The 17,166-nt window shown below is 45.7% G+C and carries 15 protein-coding genes and 1 other annotated feature; of the genes, 12 read left to right on the top strand and 3 right to left on the bottom strand.

All coding sequences use genetic code 11. The annotated features are described in order from the left end of the window. Window positions 1–15: 15 nt before the first annotated feature. The 3 genes from GXP65_RS06195 (at window position 16) to GXP65_RS06185 (ending at window position 4,796) form a co-directional block, all read left to right on the top strand. Window positions 16–1,761 carry a diguanylate cyclase gene (locus GXP65_RS06195; RefSeq protein WP_162092312.1) on the top strand — a complete coding sequence of 582 codons (1,746 nt, stop codon included), beginning with the start codon at window positions 16–18 and terminating at the stop codon, window positions 1,759–1,761. Window positions 1,762–1,984: 223 nt separating this feature from the next. Then, window positions 1,985–4,345, top strand: a complete 2,361-nt coding sequence (gene arcB / locus GXP65_RS06190) for an aerobic respiration two-component sensor histidine kinase ArcB (RefSeq protein WP_045402293.1) — start codon at window positions 1,985–1,987, stop codon at window positions 4,343–4,345. Between the two features lies 1 nt (window position 4,346). Beyond that, on the top strand, window positions 4,347–4,796 hold the full coding sequence (locus GXP65_RS06185; RefSeq protein ID WP_005425382.1) for a hypothetical protein: 450 nt from the start codon (window positions 4,347–4,349) through the stop codon (window positions 4,794–4,796). Between the two features lie 104 nt (window positions 4,797–4,900). On the opposite strand, the gene arcA is transcribed toward GXP65_RS06185, so the two are convergent. Further along, window positions 4,901–5,617 carry a two-component system response regulator ArcA gene (gene arcA, locus GXP65_RS06180; RefSeq protein ID WP_005436194.1) on the bottom strand — a complete coding sequence of 239 codons (717 nt, stop codon included), beginning with the start codon at window positions 5,615–5,617 and terminating at the stop codon, window positions 4,901–4,903. Between the two features lie 360 nt (window positions 5,618–5,977). Here arcA and GXP65_RS06175 point away from each other — a divergent pair, with 360 nt between their 5' ends. Both GXP65_RS06175 and GXP65_RS06170 read left to right on the top strand, forming a co-directional pair. Further along, window positions 5,978–6,385 carry a DUF3293 domain-containing protein gene (locus tag GXP65_RS06175; protein WP_162092311.1) on the top strand — a complete coding sequence of 136 codons (408 nt, stop codon included), beginning with the start codon at window positions 5,978–5,980 and terminating at the stop codon, window positions 6,383–6,385. A 54-nt stretch (window positions 6,386–6,439) separates the two neighbouring features. Next, window positions 6,440–6,922 carry a putative 4-hydroxy-4-methyl-2-oxoglutarate aldolase gene (locus GXP65_RS06170; protein ID WP_005426466.1) on the top strand — a complete coding sequence of 161 codons (483 nt, stop codon included), beginning with the start codon at window positions 6,440–6,442 and terminating at the stop codon, window positions 6,920–6,922. On the opposite strand, the gene GXP65_RS06165 is transcribed toward GXP65_RS06170, so the two are convergent. Further along, window positions 6,919–7,389: a hypothetical protein gene (locus GXP65_RS06165; protein WP_050914545.1), complete on the bottom strand. Its 471-nt coding sequence runs from the start codon at window positions 7,387–7,389 to the stop codon at window positions 6,919–6,921. The genes GXP65_RS06170 and GXP65_RS06165 overlap by 4 nt on opposite strands. Before the next feature lie 442 nt (window positions 7,390–7,831). Further along, window positions 7,832–7,948: a sequence feature (Thr leader region), on the top strand. A gap of 53 nt (window positions 7,949–8,001) precedes the next feature. Between GXP65_RS06165 and thrA the strand changes: the two genes are divergently transcribed. From thrA to GXP65_RS06145, 4 genes are all read left to right on the top strand, one after another. Then, the gene (gene thrA / locus GXP65_RS06160) at window positions 8,002–10,461 is read left to right on the top strand and encodes a bifunctional aspartate kinase/homoserine dehydrogenase I (RefSeq protein WP_038888975.1); all 2,460 of its coding nucleotides are present in this window, start codon (window positions 8,002–8,004) and stop codon (window positions 10,459–10,461) included. Window positions 10,462–10,481: 20 nt separating this feature from the next. Then, window positions 10,482–11,438, top strand: coding sequence for a homoserine kinase (gene thrB, locus GXP65_RS06155; RefSeq protein WP_005447861.1), 957 nt, complete (start codon window positions 10,482–10,484; stop codon window positions 11,436–11,438). Further along, window positions 11,435–12,715 carry a threonine synthase gene (gene thrC / locus GXP65_RS06150; RefSeq protein ID WP_005534177.1) on the top strand — a complete coding sequence of 427 codons (1,281 nt, stop codon included), beginning with the start codon at window positions 11,435–11,437 and terminating at the stop codon, window positions 12,713–12,715. The genes thrB and thrC overlap by 4 nt, the downstream gene beginning before the upstream one ends. A gap of 140 nt (window positions 12,716–12,855) precedes the next feature. Next, the gene (locus GXP65_RS06145) at window positions 12,856–13,515 is read left to right on the top strand and encodes an NAD(P)H-dependent oxidoreductase (RefSeq protein WP_005534175.1); all 660 of its coding nucleotides are present in this window, start codon (window positions 12,856–12,858) and stop codon (window positions 13,513–13,515) included. A 110-nt stretch (window positions 13,516–13,625) separates the two neighbouring features. Here the strand turns inward: GXP65_RS06145 and grcA are convergent, their stop codons facing one another. Further along, window positions 13,626–14,003, bottom strand: coding sequence for an autonomous glycyl radical cofactor GrcA (gene grcA, locus GXP65_RS06140; RefSeq protein WP_005426458.1), 378 nt, complete (start codon window positions 14,001–14,003; stop codon window positions 13,626–13,628). Between the two features lie 326 nt (window positions 14,004–14,329). Here grcA and nfo point away from each other — a divergent pair, with 326 nt between their 5' ends. The 3 genes from nfo to GXP65_RS06125 all read left to right on the top strand — a co-directional run bounded on the left by nfo (window position 14,330) and on the right by GXP65_RS06125 (window position 16,992). Next, a complete protein-coding gene (gene nfo / locus GXP65_RS06135; protein WP_038888978.1) occupies window positions 14,330–15,217 on the top strand; it encodes a deoxyribonuclease IV in 888 nt (295 codons plus the stop codon). 398 nt (window positions 15,218–15,615) lie between these two features. Next, window positions 15,616–16,296, top strand: coding sequence for a uracil-DNA glycosylase (ung, locus tag GXP65_RS06130; RefSeq protein WP_012127020.1), 681 nt, complete (start codon window positions 15,616–15,618; stop codon window positions 16,294–16,296). Between the two features lie 144 nt (window positions 16,297–16,440). Then, entirely contained in the window at window positions 16,441–16,992 is a 552-nt protein-coding gene (locus GXP65_RS06125) for a hemerythrin domain-containing protein (protein WP_043882983.1), read from the top strand. The last annotated feature ends 174 nt before the right edge of the window (window positions 16,993–17,166 follow it).

Here is a 17,166-nt window from a genome sequence, read left to right as displayed (position 1 = left end):
TTAAAGGTCGGAAAAATGGATCAGTTACTCAATTGGCTCTGGGATGGGCAGGGCGACTACGGATTTGTGGTCCTGCTCTCTGTGGTATGTGTAATCACTGTTACGCTGATCTATCTGCGATTCCAATCCGCTTTAAAACACCTCGTTACTGATTCTCCTTACCCCGTACTTGTACTCGACGCAAGTCATGGTCAATTACTGCTTTCTAACGATCCTGCGATGCAATTACTTGGCATCCGCGCATTAGGTTCTGGCTTTCTTTATCCTGCCTCTTTTCACACTGAAGAGCTGGTGGCGCTACTCGATAGCTTTTCTAGCCGCCATTTCCGCCATCAATTATTTGATTGGCGGTTATCTGAAACAGAAAACGTCAAAGTTGAACTGTCTGGTAAAAAGAGTGTGCTGCGTGGTCATCGTGTCTGGATTATCTACGCTCAACCTTACCAAGCGACACTTCAAGAGCAGCAGAAAGAGCTAGAAAAATTAGGCATTGCTCGCTCTGCGATCGATTCTCTATCTGAGTTAATTTGCTTACAAGATCAGCAGGGTAAAGTGTTAACAACTAACCGAGCGTTTGATCTTTTCTGGGAGGGGCGGAGAGAAGAAGCCTGCTCTGCAAGCATTAGCCCGATCGCAACAAGAAAAAGTGAGCGTCGTTGGACGACAGACCCTCAAGGACGAAGTTGTTTGCTTGAGGTTAATCAGAGCTCGTTAGTCTCTCAAAGTGGAGAGTTGATCGGCACCTTGTCTATCAGCCATGATGTCACTGAATGGCACAAGATGCAGCAGAACCTACGTGATGAGATGGAGCGCCGTAAAGATACCGAAGTCGCTTTGGCACAGCGCGATACCATCTTACAAACCATTCTGGATGCTAGTCCGGACTCGATCGGTATCTTCAATGAAAACATGGTTTACCAAGCCTGTAATAAACCCTTTGTTAACGCTCTCGGCATTTCCGATGTGGGAGATTTGATTGGTAAGCGCCTGCAAGATGTCATTCCTGAGGATATCTATATCCGCTTAGAAGCGAGTGACCTACAGGCTTTACAACAAACTCAGCCAATTCGATACATCGATAAAGTGAGCAGCACCGATGGTTACTACACATGGTTTGATGTGGTGAAATCGCCGTTCAAAGATAAAGCCTCTGGCACCAATGGTGTGCTGATCATGGCACGTGATATTTCAGAGCGTTATCTTGCTGAGCAGAAACTTGAAGAAGCGAATTTAGAACTAGAGAAACTCAGCTTCTCAGACAGCTTAACTCAAGTGGCCAACCGTCGTCGTTTCGATGAGCAACTGCATACCCTTTGGTACCACCATATTCGTGAGAAGTTACCACTGACCATCATGCTATGTGATATCGACTTCTTCAAAGATTACAACGACTGTTATGGTCACCAGCAAGGTGATGAAGCCTTAGTGAAGGTGGCTGCGGTATTCCAACGAGTCGCGAGCCGATCTTCTGACTGCGTGGCGCGTTACGGTGGTGAAGAGTTCGCTTTCATTCTGCCTAATACGACGACGGAGGGGGCGCTGAAAGTCGCACAGCGCATCCATGAGCAAATTCACGAACTGGCGGTCGAACATCGCAGTTCAAATACATCGGACCGACTGACAGTCAGTATCGGTTTTGTCGCTTATGTTCCTCATCATGGTGATGAGCCAGAAATGGGCGTTGCAATGGCAGACAGTGCGCTTTACCAAGCCAAGGCTGATGGCCGTGATTGCACCAGTGTTCATCCAAGTTCTTACTAACGCTTTGTGACCGCTTGCTCTAAGTTGAGAGTAGGCAGTTTAAATCACCGTATTAAACACGTTAAACTGCAAGCACATAGGATGAGGCGTTGATGAGCCCTGAAACACCGCTACTCCATCCGTGTGTCTTTCAAATAGGTAAATCGTTGTTGCTCCTTCGCTCAGCGGTTTCGCTTTTCATTTTGTCAGGGTTCGATATCTAGCTTGTTCCGTGGAGTAGTGAATGAAGCCCATGAAAAATCTCGCCCAGTACTATGTTGACCTATTGGTCAAGCTGGGGATTGTCCGTTTCTCGATATTGCTGGCGCTGGCGTTGGTGGCATTGGCTGTTGTGGTGCAAGTGGGGATTACCTTAGCGCTGAAAGGCAATGTCGACGATATTGATATTGTCCGTTCAGTGTTCTTTGGTTTGTTGATCACCCCTTGGGCTGTGTACTTCCTGTCTGTGGTGGTCGATCAACTAGAAGAGTCACGTCAAAGACTAACCAAGTTGGTGTCTAAGCTTAAAGACATGCGTTCTCGTGACCAAGAGCTGAACTTCCAGCTACAGCAGAACATTGAGAAGCTCAACCAAGAGATTGAAGAGCGCATTAAAGCAGAAGAAGCTCGCGAAGAAGCGATGCAAGATCTTGAGAACGAAGTGTTCCAACGTGAACGCACTCAGCTTGAGCTTGCCGAGCGCACGGCACTATTGCGTTCTTTTATCGACGCATCTCCTGACTTGATTTACTACCGTAACGCTGACGGTGTTTTCTCTGGCTGTAACCGCGCGATGGAAGAGCTAACTGGTAAGAAAGAGCATCAGTTAGTCGGCTTGAGCCCATGGGATGTCTACAGTAAAGAAGTGGCGGAGCATATCGTCGATACCGACCAAAAAGTCTTTGCCGACAATCAAGCCATTACTTACGAACAATGGCTGGAATACCCTGACGGACGTAAGCATTACTTTGAACTGCGCAAGGTGCCGTTCTACAGCAAAGATGGCCGCCATCTTGGTCTGGTTGGTTTCGGTCGTGATATCACTGAGCGTAAACGCCACGAAGAATCACTAGAAAAAGCCAGCCGTGACAAAACCACGTTTATTTCTACGATCAGTCATGAGCTGCGTACGCCATTAAATGGCATCGTTGGCTTGAGCCGTATGTTGCTTGATAGTCAGTTGACTGAAGAGCAGCGTAAGCACATGCAAACCATCAATGTTAGTGCCATTACTTTGGGCAACATCTTCAACGACATCATCGATATGGACAAGTTCGACCGTCGTAAGTTGGAGCTGTTACCTGCCCCATTGAACTTTGAAGACTTCGTCGCTGAAATCGAAAGTATCTCGGCTCTGATGGCTGAGCAAAAAGGGTTGCGCTTCGATCTAGAGCGTCTGAGCTCGTTGCCAAAAGCGATTGAAGTGGATGCGACCCGCCTGCGTCAGGTGATTTGGAACCTCGTTAGCAATGCCATGAAGTTCACTAAAGAAGGTGGCGTAGTGATGACGGTGAGTGCAGATGTAGAAGACGATTACGCGACCATCATTATGGAAGTGGAAGATACTGGTATCGGTATTCCAGATGAAGAGTTGGATAAGATCTTCGCTATGTACTATCAAGTGAAATCTGGTAAAGATAACCTGCATGCGGTAGGTACTGGTATTGGTTTGGCAGTTTCTAAGCAGCTGATCAACATGATGGACGGTGATATTACCGTAGCGAGTGAAGAAGGCTTTGGTAGTACCTTCACCGTGTCCATTCACGTCCCAATTGTTGAGATCGCAGAGCCCGTTGTCGATGCAAAACGCGATAACGTGCGCCTGAATATCTTTATGGTGGAAGACATTGAGTTGAACGTCACCGTTGCTAAGTCACTGCTTGAGAGTTTAGGGCATACCGTGACCGTTGCAATGACAGGCCAAGAGGCGCTAGTGAACTTTGTACCGGATGAATATGATTTAGCACTGCTTGATATTCAATTGCCTGACATGACAGGTTTTGATGTCGCCAAGTACTATCGCGAGCACTACGACAATCTGCCGCCGCTGGTGGCCTTGACGGCTAACGTCATGAAAGATCGTCGCGAGTATCTCGATAATGGTATGGACGATGCCATCAGCAAACCGCTTGCGGTTCAGGCAATGCAGGCAGTGATTGATAAGTTCTTCGTTAATCGTATTGAAAGCCAAGAAGAAGTCGTTATCGAGCCTGAAGTGGTTGAGGATGTTACACCTACCCCATCACCAGTGATCAATACGCATTTGCTTGATTTGGATATGCTAGAGTCGTACGTGGATATCGTGGGCGTGAAGCCTGTGTACGATAGCATCAAGATGTTCGAAGACATGATGCCGGATTATATTGAAGTGCTCGACTCAAATATGACGGCGAAAGACCAAGATGGCATTGTCTCCGAAGCTCACAAGATCAAAGGTGCGGCGGGCTCCATTGGTCTTAAACACATTCAAAGCGTTGCTCAAAAAGCGCAGTCTCCAGATATGCCAGCATGGTGGGAGAACATCTCTGATTGGGTCGAAGAAATTAAAAACGAGTATCAAAACGATATTCAAGTCTTGAAAAGTTGGTTGGAACAGAGGAAATAACATGAAGAAATTTGCATCGGCAGCACTGGCAATGGCGCTTCTGGCGGGTTGTAGTTCTGCTCCTCAGGTTGGTTGGCAAGGGGACAGTCAAATCACCATGAATAAGGTGAATGTCGAACTGAAAAGCAATCTGTGGGTAAATCTAATGCCAACCATTGGCGAAGTTCAAGAACAGAACGTGCATGGCGCACTTTACTTGAAGGCCGATAAAGAACTTCCCGCAAACTTGACCGTTGATTCGTTGATCATCAAGCAGGGTGACTCTGAGTGGGAAATCGATGGTGATCTGCTCGAACTGCGTACTCACAGCGAAAATCAGTGGGAAGTGGCGTTTGTATGGCAAATTGAAGCGGATATGGAGAAGTCGGTCGATTTAGCACTGTTGTTGGATGACGCAGGTAAGAAAGGCTGGTTAGTCGAAAAAGGCATCCGAATCGACAAGGTGTACTAATCACTAGGTTTGTACTAATTACGGTTTTTGTATTATTTGCTCGTTTACAGATAGAAAAAGGGCTTGCTCATAGAGCAAGCCCTTATTGTTTTTACTGGAGCAGATTAGTCTTCTAGATCGCCACAGAAGCGGTAGCCTTCACCGTGAATTGTCGCGATGATTTCTGGTGTACCTGATACTGATTCAAAGTGCTTACGAATACGACGGATAGTTACGTCTACAGTACGGTCGTGTGGCTTAAGCTCACGGCCAGTCATCTTCTTAAGAAGATCAGCACGAGTTTGAATCTTACCTGGGTTCTCACAGAAGTGCAGTAGAGCACGGAACTCAGAACGAGGCAGTTTGTAGCTATCACCAGCTGGGCTCACTAGCGAGCGGCTGTTGATGTCTAGCACCCAACCGTTGAACTCGTATTTTTCTACCGAGCGTTTCTCTTCCTGTACAGCGTTAGTGCTCATAGAGCGGCTTAGCAGGTTGCGCGCACGGATAGTCAGTTCACGTGGGTTAAATGGTTTAGTGATGTAGTCATCAGCACCAATTTCAAGACCTAGGATCTTGTCTACTTCATTGTCACGACCAGTTAGGAACATCAGAGCGATGTTCGCTTGCTCGCGAAGTTCACGTGCTAGAAGGAGACCATTCTTGCCTGGAAGATTAATGTCCATAATAACCAAGTTGATTGAATTTTCAGACAACACTTGGTGCATCTCTTCACCGTCACTGGCTTCAAAAACAGCGTATCCCTCTGCTTCAAAAATACTCTTAAGAGTGTTACGAGTTACTTGCTCATCTTCAACGATAAGAATCTGCGGGGTTTGCATTGGCGGTACCTAAATTTGTGACAAAATTGTGCTAATAGAATAAATTCTAGGCAAAAATATAACATACAGGTAATGTGATTTTGATAATAAATCAAGTTGATCAAAAAAACACTTCTTTCAGTTATCCGCCCTCCTTGGAATTTTGCCAACTCACCAGTATCCAATGGCGACGTTTATTCTATAGGGCTTGTTTACCTTTCAATTCCAGTATTTATGGGGCCTGAAACGTAAACACCCTAAGATATGGAGCGGATTTTATATTGTTAACAGCATGCTAACAATGCTCAAATGTTAATTCCATTCAGTTTGTTGATTTACATCAATTGATGAAATGTAACTGTTATTAATCGTTTAAGAGTTATGATAGAAAAAAGTAATACGAACATAGACGCATCGTTATGGAATGCTTATTCAAAGTCTTTCTTCCGTTTTCATGCTGAATGGCAGGCTACCAGCTACGCAGTGATAACTGCTTGGAACCCTTACAGTAATTTGCGGTCAAAAGAAGAGAATTGCATAAGTAATCATAAGCTCGAGAAACAATTAAACCACGTAAAGTACGTGCCTGTCACGGTAGGCGATCAGGCATTTGAGTGGTTGGAAGAAAGTTACGCTGCGGAGTTAACCCCACAAGCAGCGGTAGAGTTGGCCAATAAGTTCCAGCAGAACGCGATTTACTACGTTATTGATGACGAACTTTATTTGATTGCTTGTTCCGCCCCTGAGGTGATGCACAAGCTAGGGTCGATAACACCGCGACTCGTATAGAAGGATACTACTCACCTGAGCGTCGGTTCGGATGAGACAATTCACGGAGGAACTATGAGAGACATAACACCAGACATTTGTGACCAATTTGAGGACCAAGTTACCCTGCTGAGCTTACCATTGCAGAACTTTGGTCAACGCAGTGCCTTTCACGGCGAAATTGTCACTGTGCGCTGCTACCACGATAATTCCAAAGTACGTGAAGTACTGAGTGAAGACGGCACAGGAAAAGTGCTGATCGTGGATGGACACGGCTCTTGTCAAAAAGCTTTGCTTGGCGATCAATTGGCGATTCTTGGTATCGAAAATGGATGGGAAGGTATCATCGTTTACGGTGCGGTTCGTGATGTGGCGCAGATGTCACAGATGGACATCGGTATTCAAGCATTGGGTACATGCCCGTTTAAAACTGAGAAGCGTGGCATGGGAGAAGTCAACGTGACACTGACCATGCAAAACCAGATCGTACAACCTAAGCATTATGTGTATGCGGATTGGAATGGGGTATTAACTTCGAAAGAGGCGTTGGATTTTTAGAAGCGGAAACCTAGGCCGACTTCAAAGCCTTGTTGCCAGTCTTGATAATCCAAAGTGGCGTGAAGATCCAAGTTCTCGGTGATTTTCACGCGGCTCGATACTTCTGCGGCAAGGCTACTGTCTTCTTCACGTGTGCCTTCTGTCGTTTCGCCTTTGTAAGAACGCACCGTACTTTTCACCGTCACGCGATCGTTCAAGTGATAGCTGATACCACTTAAAAAGCCGCTCTGATTCTGAGTTGGAGAGTTATTGACGCGAGCACCCACGTAAAGATCGACAGAGTCAAACAGCTCATACGCGTACCCACCATCGATATTCCAGACGTCAAAGCTGTCGGTTTGGTAGTTTTCACTAGAAATGAAAAGTTTGTGTGGAGACGAGGAAGTTTTGCCCGGTAAAGGCGGAAGATCACTGGCGACAGAAATGCCAGGCACAACGAACAGTAACAGAAAAATCCATTTTTTCATGTTGACCACTCCTTGTGTCTAACTTTGTTATTAGTATGTGCTAAAAGCTTCTCACTATTAAAGCATAGAATATGAAATCCAGCTCATTTATTTTCTGTTTAATTCGATCCTATGAACATTGATCACGGTTAAGTGTTTGTTAAGTAATGTCAGTAAAGGATGGCATTTTGATCTTGTGCTCAGCGTTTAAGATCGGCTCCAGGATCATTCGATGATTTGGTTTTTAGTGAGGCTCGAACTGTGCACAAAAAAGTAACCCAAACCGCTGTAACGGTAAATCCTTGTAATTACTTTGAAATATCAATGACATTGCGTAGCAGAAATCTCTGTAAGGCCGGAAAATAAACAATTTTTTGTTGACTCTGTTTACGAAACTCGGTAAACGTAGAGTTAAGCAAACACATAATTATCGTTGAATATTTATTTATGACATCTCACAGCCAAGTAGTAATGACCACAACCATTATTATTACCAACACGACCAATGTTGGGGCAGGCTGCTGAGCGAAAGAAATTCACAAAGAAGGCCTGTATCCAACAAGATACAGGCCTTTTTTTATGCTTTTTTATACAGAATTTAGACAGATTTAAGAAGATACATCGGAGGAAGGGATGCGAGTATTAAAGTTTGGCGGCTCATCATTAGCAGATGCAGATCGCTTTTTGAGAGCAGCGGATATCATCGCCAACAACGCACAACAAGAAGAAGTCGCAGTGGTACTTTCTGCACCTGGCAAAACAACCAACAAGCTGGTAGCGGTTATTGAAGGTGCGCTTCGCAATGGTGAAGCTGAACTGCAAATCAATGAGCTGGAAGCTTCTTTCAAAGCTCTGTTTGCAGATATCCAAGTTGTATTACCAAACATCGATGGTGCAGCTTTCGATAACCAAGTTAAAACGTCACTTTCTCAACTTCGCCAGTTCGTTCATGGCATCAATCTTCTTGGCATGTGCCCAAATAACGTCAATGCACGTATCATTAGTAAAGGCGAGCGCGTTTCGATTCAGCTGATGAAAGCGGTATTGGAAGCGAAAGGGCAACCAGCGCATCTTATCGACCCAGTTGAATACCTCTACGCAAAAGGCGATCACTTAGAAGCTATGGTCGATGTTGAAGTTTCAACTCAGAACTTCCGTCAGAATCCTCTTCCTCAAGGTCACGTAAATATCATGCCTGGTTTTACCGCCGGTAACGAGAAAGGTGAACTAGTTACACTAGGTCGTAATGGTTCTGACTACTCAGCAGCGGTTCTTGCGGCGTGTCTGCGCGCAGATTGCTGTGAAATTTGGACTGACGTTGATGGTGTTTACAACTGTGACCCTCGCCTAGTAGAAGATGCTCGCCTGCTTAAATCGCTTAGTTACCAAGAAGCGATGGAGCTTTCTTACTTCGGTGCTTCTGTTCTGCACCCGAAAACCATCGCACCAATCGCACAATTCCATATTCCATGTCTGATCAAAAACAGCTTTAACCCACAAGGCGCGGGTACGCTGATTGGTCAAGACACTGGCGAAGATAACCTCGCTATCAAAGGTATCACGACGCTGAACGACCTAACGATGGTTAACGTGTCTGGCCCGGGTATGAAGGGTATGGTTGGCATGGCAAGTCGAGTATTTGGCGCAATGTCATCAGCAGGTGTGTCTATCGTTCTGATCACTCAATCTTCTTCTGAGTACAGCATCAGCTTCTGTATCGAAGCGCAAGACAAAGCAAAAGCACAACAAGTATTGGCGGATGCGTTTGAACTTGAACTAAAAGACGGTCTACTTGAACCAGTCGAGTTTATTGATGATGTGTCTATTGTCACTTTGGTTGGTGATGGTATGCGTACTTCACGCGGTGTTGCATCTCGCTTCTTCTCATCTCTTGCTGAAGTGAACGTAAACATTGTAGCCATCGCACAGGGCTCATCTGAGCGTGCTATCTCTGCCGTGATTCCTGAAGACAAAATCTCTGAAGCGATCAAAGCGTGTCACGAGAACCTATTCAACTCTAAGCACTTCCTAGACGTCTTCGTGGTTGGTATTGGCGGCGTTGGTGGTGAGTTGGTGGATCAGATTGAGCGTCAACAAGCGAAGCTGGCTGAGAAAGGTATCGTGATTCGCGTGTGTGGCTTGGCAAACAGTAAAGGTCTTTTACTTGATAGCGAAGGTCTGCCACTAGAGCATTGGCGTGACCGTATGTCGGCAGCGACAGAAGAGTTCAGCCTAGCGCGTTTGATTTCTTTGGTTCAACGTAACCACATCATCAACCCAGTATTGGTGGACTGTACTTCAAGTGAAGATATCGCGAACCAATACGCTGACTTCTTAGCGGCTGGTTTCCACGTAGTTACACCAAACAAGAAAGCAAACACAGCCAGCATGTCTTACTACCATCAGCTTCGCGATGTTGCGCGCAGCTCTCGCCGTAAGCTGATGTACGAAACAACCGTAGGCGCAGGTCTACCGGTGATCGAAAACCTACAAAACCTAATCTCAGCGGGTGATGAACTAGAGCGCTTCAGCGGTATCCTTTCTGGCTCTCTGTCATACATCTTCGGTAAGTTAGATGAAGGTATGAGCCTAAGTGAAGCAACCAACATCGCCAAGCAAAATGGCTTTACTGAACCGGATCCTCGTGACGATCTATCGGGTATGGATGTGGCGCGTAAGCTACTTATCCTTGCTCGTGAAGCTGGCATGTCTCTAGAACTAGAAGACGTTGTGGTTGATCAAGCTCTGCCACCAGGTTTTGACGACTCAGGCAGTGTTGAAGAGTTTATGGAGCGCTTACCAGAAGCGGACGCCTACTTTAAAGAGCTGTCAGCTAAAGCGGCAGAAGAAGGCAAAGTACTGCGCTACGTTGGTGAAATTGTTGATGGTAAATGCACAGTAAGCATTGCAGCAGTCGATGAAAACGACCCGATGTTTAAGATTAAAGACGGTGAAAACGCACTGGCATTCTACAGCCGCTACTACCAACCAATTCCACTGGTATTGCGTGGTTACGGTGCGGGTACTGAGGTTACGGCTGCTGGCGTATTCTCGGATGTGATGCGTACTTTAGGTTGGAAGCTAGGGGTATAACGACAATGAGTTCAAGTGATATGGATGTAGTGGTTTATGCCCCAGCATCAATTGGTAATGTAAGCGTAGGTTTCGACGTTCTGGGGGCGGCGGTGTCCCCAGTTGATGGCACACTATTGGGCGACCGAGTATTGGTTAAGTCTGGGGCTGAGCCGTTCAGCCTAAAGACGGCGGGTGATTTTGTTGAGAAGCTGCCAACCGAGCCGAAAGAGAACATCGTTTACGATTGTTGGGTGGTGTTTGCTCGTGAGCTAGACAAAAAAGGTGTTGAGCTAAAGCCACTTGAAATGACACTAGAAAAGAACATGCCAATCGGCTCTGGATTAGGCTCAAGTGCATGTTCTATTGTTGCTGCATTAGATGCATTGAACCGATTCCATGGTCAGCCGCTTAACGAGACAGAGTTACTGGCGCTGATGGGAGAAATGGAAGGCAAGATCTCTGGTGGTATTCACTACGATAACGTCGCGCCGTGTTACCTTGGCGGTGTGCAATTGATGCTTGAAGAGCTAGGTATCATTAGCCAAGAAGTGCCTTGCTTTGACGATTGGTTCTGGGTGATGGCGTATCCGGGTATCAAAGTATCAACTGCAGAAGCGCGTGAGATCCTACCATCTCAATACCGCCGACAAGATATCATTGCTCATGGTCGTCACCTTGCGGGCTTTATTCATGCGTGTCATTCTGGTCAGCCAGAACTCGCTGCAAAAATGATCAAAGACGTGATCGCAGAACCGTATCGTGAGAAACTGCTTCCTGGCTTTGCGAATGCACGTCAATACGCAGCGTCTGCGGGGGCATTGGCAACCGGTATTTCTGGCAGTGGTCCGACACTGTTCAGTATTTGCAAAGAGAAAGATGTCGCTGAGCGAGTTGCTCGCTGGTTAGAACAGAACTACGTACAAAACGAAGAAGGATTCGTCCACGTTTGTCGCCTAGATAAACAGGGTTCGAAAGTAACAGGAAGTGAGCTATGAAGCTTTACAATATAAAAGAAAATGATGAACAAGTTTCCTTTGGCCAAGCCGTTCGCCAAGGACTAGGCCGTAACCAAGGTCTATTTTTCCCATCGGAATTACCAAAATTTGAAGATGTTGATGCTCTGCTGGCAGAAGACTTTGTCTCTCGTAGCACGAAAATCCTATCAGCACTGATTGGCGATGAGTTGGCGGAAGAGCAAGTTAACGCATTGGTTGACGCTGCATTCCAATTCCCAGCACCAATCAACCAAGTAAAAGACGGTGTTTACGCTCTGGAGCTTTTCCATGGTCCAACGCTTGCGTTTAAAGACTTTGGTGGTCGCTTTATGGCGCAATCTCTTGCTGCCGTTTCGGACGGTGGCAAGATCACCATTCTGACTGCAACTTCTGGCGATACTGGCGCAGCCGTTGCGCATGCTTTCTACGGTATGGAAGACATCAACGTTGTGATTCTTTACCCGAAAGGCAAGATCAGTCCACTGCAAGAGAAGCTATTCTGTACGCTTGGTAAAAACATTCACACTGTCGCGATCGATGGCGACTTCGATGCGTGTCAGGCTCTGGTTAAGCAAGCTTTTGATGACTCCGCACTGCGTGAAGAGATCGGCCTGAACTCTGCAAACTCAATCAACATCAGCCGTTTGATGGCGCAAATCTGTTACTACTTTGAAGCAGCTGCGCAAATGAGCAAACAAGAGCGTGAAAACCTAGTGGTATCAGTACCAAGCGGTAACTTCGGTAACCTAACTGCTGGCCTACTGGCAAAAGCACTGGGTCTGCCTATTAAGCGCTTCATCGCTGCAACGAATGCCAATGACACTGTGCCACGTTACCTAGAAACGGGTCAGTGGGCGCCGAAACCAACGGTTGCAACAACATCGAACGCAATGGACGTGAGCCAACCAAACAATTGGCCTCGTATCGAAGAGCTATGCCGCGTGAAAGAGTGGGGCTTGGAGACGCTAGGTAAAGGTGCAGTGTCTGATGAGCAAAGCGCTCAGTCGGTAAAAGACCTATACGCACTTGGCTACCTATGTGAGCCACACGGTGCGATTGCTTACCGCGTTCTTGAAGAGCAGCTGCAAGAGGGTGAAACCGGTCTGTTCCTATGTACTGCTCACCCTGCGAAGTTCAAAGAAGTGGTGGATGATATTCTAGAATCCGACATCGACCTTCCTGCACCACTAGCGAAGCACGCTGCGATGGAGCTCCTATCGGAAGATCTCGATGCTGACTTTGACGCATTGAAACAAGTACTGCGCCGCGTGCAGTAAGCTTCAAAAGTACAGTAAGTATCAAAAACAGAAATAACGAGAGGTGAATGAGCAATCATTCACCTTTTTTATTGCTAGTAAGTTTTAACTCTCTTTAAGATTGAAAAACGAACTTAACTACATGAGATGGAAAGAGCAGCATGCATTTTTTGATTTTTCTTGGCTCAGTCAGAGACAGTACGCCACCACGACCAGCGCGTTTAGGTATGCGAGTCAGTAGAGCGTGTGAAAAACTTATCGCGAGTCAGCACTCACAACATACGGTCGAAATCATTGACCCATTGAACTACGACTTTGGTGATGTGTTTAAGCCCGAGTTTGCTTATCACCGCTCAAAAGTGCCGGAGCACCTCAGCGAGTTGGCAGATAAAATCAAACATGCGGATGGGTATGTGATGGTTAGCCCGGAGTACAATCATTCGATGAGTCCTGCTTTGGCAAACATGCTTAATCACTTTGGCAGCTCGCTGTTTTCCTATAAGCCAAGTGCTATCGTGACCTATTCTGCAGGGCAATGGGGCGGCGCTCGTGCTGCAGTGTCGATGCGCACTTTCTTATCCGAGTTGGGATGCTTACCCGTGTCGGCAATGATCCATATTCCGAAAGCACAAGAGGTGTTTGATGAGCACGGTGTTGTTGCGGATGAGTCGGATCAGGCGCAGTGGGATAGCTATATGAATCGCACTTTGCATCAACTGATTTGGTGGGCAGAAGGGGCGTCATTGCAAAGAGAGAGGCTTGATCCAACCTCGTTGGCACAAGCGTTCAAGAAAGATCCTTCGCAAAGAAACGCACCTTAGAAAGATGCGTTCGCCACTATCGGAGGGGACTCGAAGGATCTAGAAACAAAAAAAGCTTGGTCATTGCTGACCAAGCTTTTTAAATTCTAGCAAGCTAGTCTACTGAGAGATTATAGAGACTCAGTAAAAGTACGAGCGATTACGTCACGTTGTTGTTCTGGAGTTAGCGAGTTGAAACGTACTGCGTAACCAGAAACACGGATAGTTAGCTGTGGGTAGTTCTCTGGGTGTGCAACTGCATCTTCTAGAGTTTCACGCTTAAGAACGTTCACGTTTAGGTGTTGACCGCCTTCAATGCGAGGAGCTGTTTCGATTGCTACTTCGCGGCTTTCGTAGTCACCTAGGTCGCTGATTGCGATAACTTGGTCTGCTTCGTAAGTTGATGCTGCAGCAACACAACGCGCTTCGTTCTTCTCGCTATCTAGTAGCCAGATTGAGTTTAGTAGTTCGTCGTTAGCTGCTTTAGTAATTTGGATACCTTGGATCATCACTATCTCCTAGACCACTTACGTGGTGATTATTGGTGTTAATTTTCGAATTTTTGTCGAGCTAAGTATTATATAGCGAATATCCATTATTTTAATATTGATTTAAGTCAAAAAACAACCAAAAACCTTAATTTTTTGAAGGTAATTTTCTTGCGCTAAATCAATAAAACGTTTGAAAACATACTATTTACAATTTATTTGATAATATAAAAAATATTTAATAGTTAGTTTTGTTGTAAATTTACTACAAAATAAACTCAAAACTTAACCTTGCTAACGCAACTGCCTGTATTTAGGTAGCCATACTGAAAGTCTAAAGTGATTAAATGACAAACATAAAAAACACGTTTGGAAACAAATTTATTGGTGCTCATGTCTCGGCTGCGGGTGGTGTTGACCAAGCGCCTCTTCGCGCTCGCGAAATTGGTGCGAATGCATTTGCTTTGTTTACCAAGAACCAACGTCAGTGGGTTGCGAAGCCGCTTGAAGAGAAAACCATTAGCGCATTCAAAGCGAACTGCAAAATGCTTGGCTTTGGCGCAGAGCATATTCTTCCCCATGATTCTTATCTGATTAACTTAGGTGCACCGGAAGAAGAAAAGCTGAATAAATCCCGCGCGGCATTTATTGATGAGATGGAGCGTTGTAATCAACTTGGGTTAACGCTGCTGAATTTCCATCCTGGCAGTCATCTAAAGAAAGTGTCGGAACAAGAGTGCTTAGCGACGATCGCCGAGTCGATCAATCTTGCGCACAAAGCGGTGCCCAATGTGATCGCTGTGATTGAGAACACAGCTGGTCAGGGGACAAACCTAGGTTGGAAGTTTGAGCACCTTGCTGAAATCATCGATCAAGTGGAAAACAAAGAGCGTGTTGGCGTATGTCTCGATACTTGCCACACGTTTACCGCCGGCTACGATCTGCGTACTAAAGAGGATTGTGAGCATACCTTTGCTGAATTCGATCGTATTGTTGGGATGCACTATTTAAGAGCAATGCATCTAAATGATTCAAAAGTTGAATTCGCTAGCAAGGTTGACCGCCATCATTCATTAGGTAAAGGCGAGATCGGTTGGAGTTGTTTTGAGTACATCGCTAAAGATCCGCGCTTTGATGGTATACCTCTGATTTTAGAGACAATTGATCCCGATATTTGGCAGCAAGAAATCAATACTTTGCGCAAATTCCATATCGAAGAGATCGCTAATTCTTAACGAAACAGCGAAGTTGGCATCCTTCTTTCTTAGCTAGATACATGAGCCATTCGCGCTTGTTTTAACTGCCTGAATCCAGAGTGGTATTTAGGCGAAGCTAGTTAGGAGGATGACAGCATGTCTCGACCAGTTTCTTTGAGCCCAGTGACACACACTCGACGAGTATTACGTTTACCAACCCCAAATCGCCATATATCAGGGCAGGGGCACTATCGAACGCCGCAGCGCAATTAGCGGTACTAGTTCTAGTTATCTCAGGCTGTATTAGGTGTCGCACCGATCAACGCAGACAGTTCGCGTATCCGTTTTTGAGAAGCCGTCTCAAGCTGGTGGTAAGTTTTTGTTTGTTTTGGTTTCGCTCGTTAGAATAGAGGGAAATTTTAGGATAGGAACCTTCCATGAATCAGTTACCCACTTGGCACGATGTAATCGGCGAAGAAAAACAGCAGAGCTACTTTGTCGACACTTTGAATTTTGTTGAAGCAGAGCGAGCGGCGGGCAAAGCTATCTATCCGCCAGCCAAAGACGTGTTCAACGCGTTTCGTTTTACCGAGTTCAATGACGTTAAGGTTGTGATTCTAGGACAAGACCCTTACCACGGCCCTAACCAAGCACATGGTTTGTGCTTCTCTGTATTACCTGGCATCAAAACCCCGCCGTCTTTGGTGAACATGTACAAAGAGCTGGCGCAGGATATTGAAGGTTTCCAAATTCCTCAGCATGGCTTTTTGCAAAGTTGGGCAGAGCAAGGGGTGTTGCTACTGAATACTGTATTGACGGTAGAGCAGGGTAAAGCACACTCGCATTCGAAAACTGGCTGGGAAACGTTTACTGACCGCGTTATTGAAGCCATTAACCAGCATCAAGAAGGTGTGGTGTTCTTGTTGTGGGGGTCACACGCGCAGAAAAAAGGGCGTTTTATCGACCGTAATAAACATCACGTGTTAACGGCTCCGCACCCGTCACCATTATCTGCTCACCGAGGATTCTTTGGCAGTAAGCCATTCTCACAAGCAAACCAGATTCTTGTTCAGCAAGGGAAAGAAGTTATCAATTGGCATTTGCCAATGACGGTATAAAGCCCACTTTTCCTCTTAATATAAAGAAAGAAAAAATAGTACAGCGATCGTGACACTACGATCGCTGTTTTTTTGAACACCGTCGAGTCAGGTATTGGCTTTCTCATATACACTTATTAAAAGTAGGTGTTAAGGAGAGACGCTATGATGATCGAAAGAATTCGACGCGAACACGGCTATATGGTCCGTCTGTTGGCGATACTGCGCCACAAATTGAATGAGATTAAACAAGAGCACGCTATCAACTATGCGTTGGTGAGTGAAATTGTGGATTACCTCTCTAACCATTCGGAAAAGATTCACCACCCTAAAGAAGACATTCTCTACCACTATTTTCTGGAACACTACGGTCAGCAAAAGACCATGGAAAACTTAGAGCTTGAGCATCAAGAGTTAGCGGAGAAAACCAAAGCGTTTTCGATGTTAATAGAGATGATCCTTCAGGATGCAGTTGTCCCACAAGACATGTTTATTGCACAGTTAGAAGATTTCATTGTGACCCAAAAACGCCACCTTGAGCTGGAAGAGCGCCAAATCTTACCTCTAATTGAAGAGCTCTTTACTTCTGAAGATTGGCAGTACGTTGAAAGTTTATGGCATGAGAATGAAGACGACCCAGTGTTTGGTAATACGATTGCCGATCGCTACAAGCAGCTCGCCGATCGAGTACGTCAGAGTGACGCTGAGTTTGTCTAAATCACAAAAACGACGAAGTAAACGATTGCGTAAGCAGAGTTTGTTTCGTCATTTTCTTATCCAGTGGGAATCTCTGGGAAATTGTTTGGCTAATGCTATGAGTAAAAACAGAGGGAAATTCTCAACAGGTAAGAATTGGTGTTATGCCAATATAGTCAGACTCAAAATCCTCCC

The sequence above is a fragment of the Vibrio sp. LB10LO1 genome, from assembly GCF_010092875.1.
GTDB lineage: Bacteria > Pseudomonadota > Gammaproteobacteria > Enterobacterales > Vibrionaceae > Vibrio > Vibrio campbellii.
The sequence above is the reverse complement of the archived record's forward strand: the minus strand, read 5'-3'. Positions and strand labels throughout refer to the sequence as shown.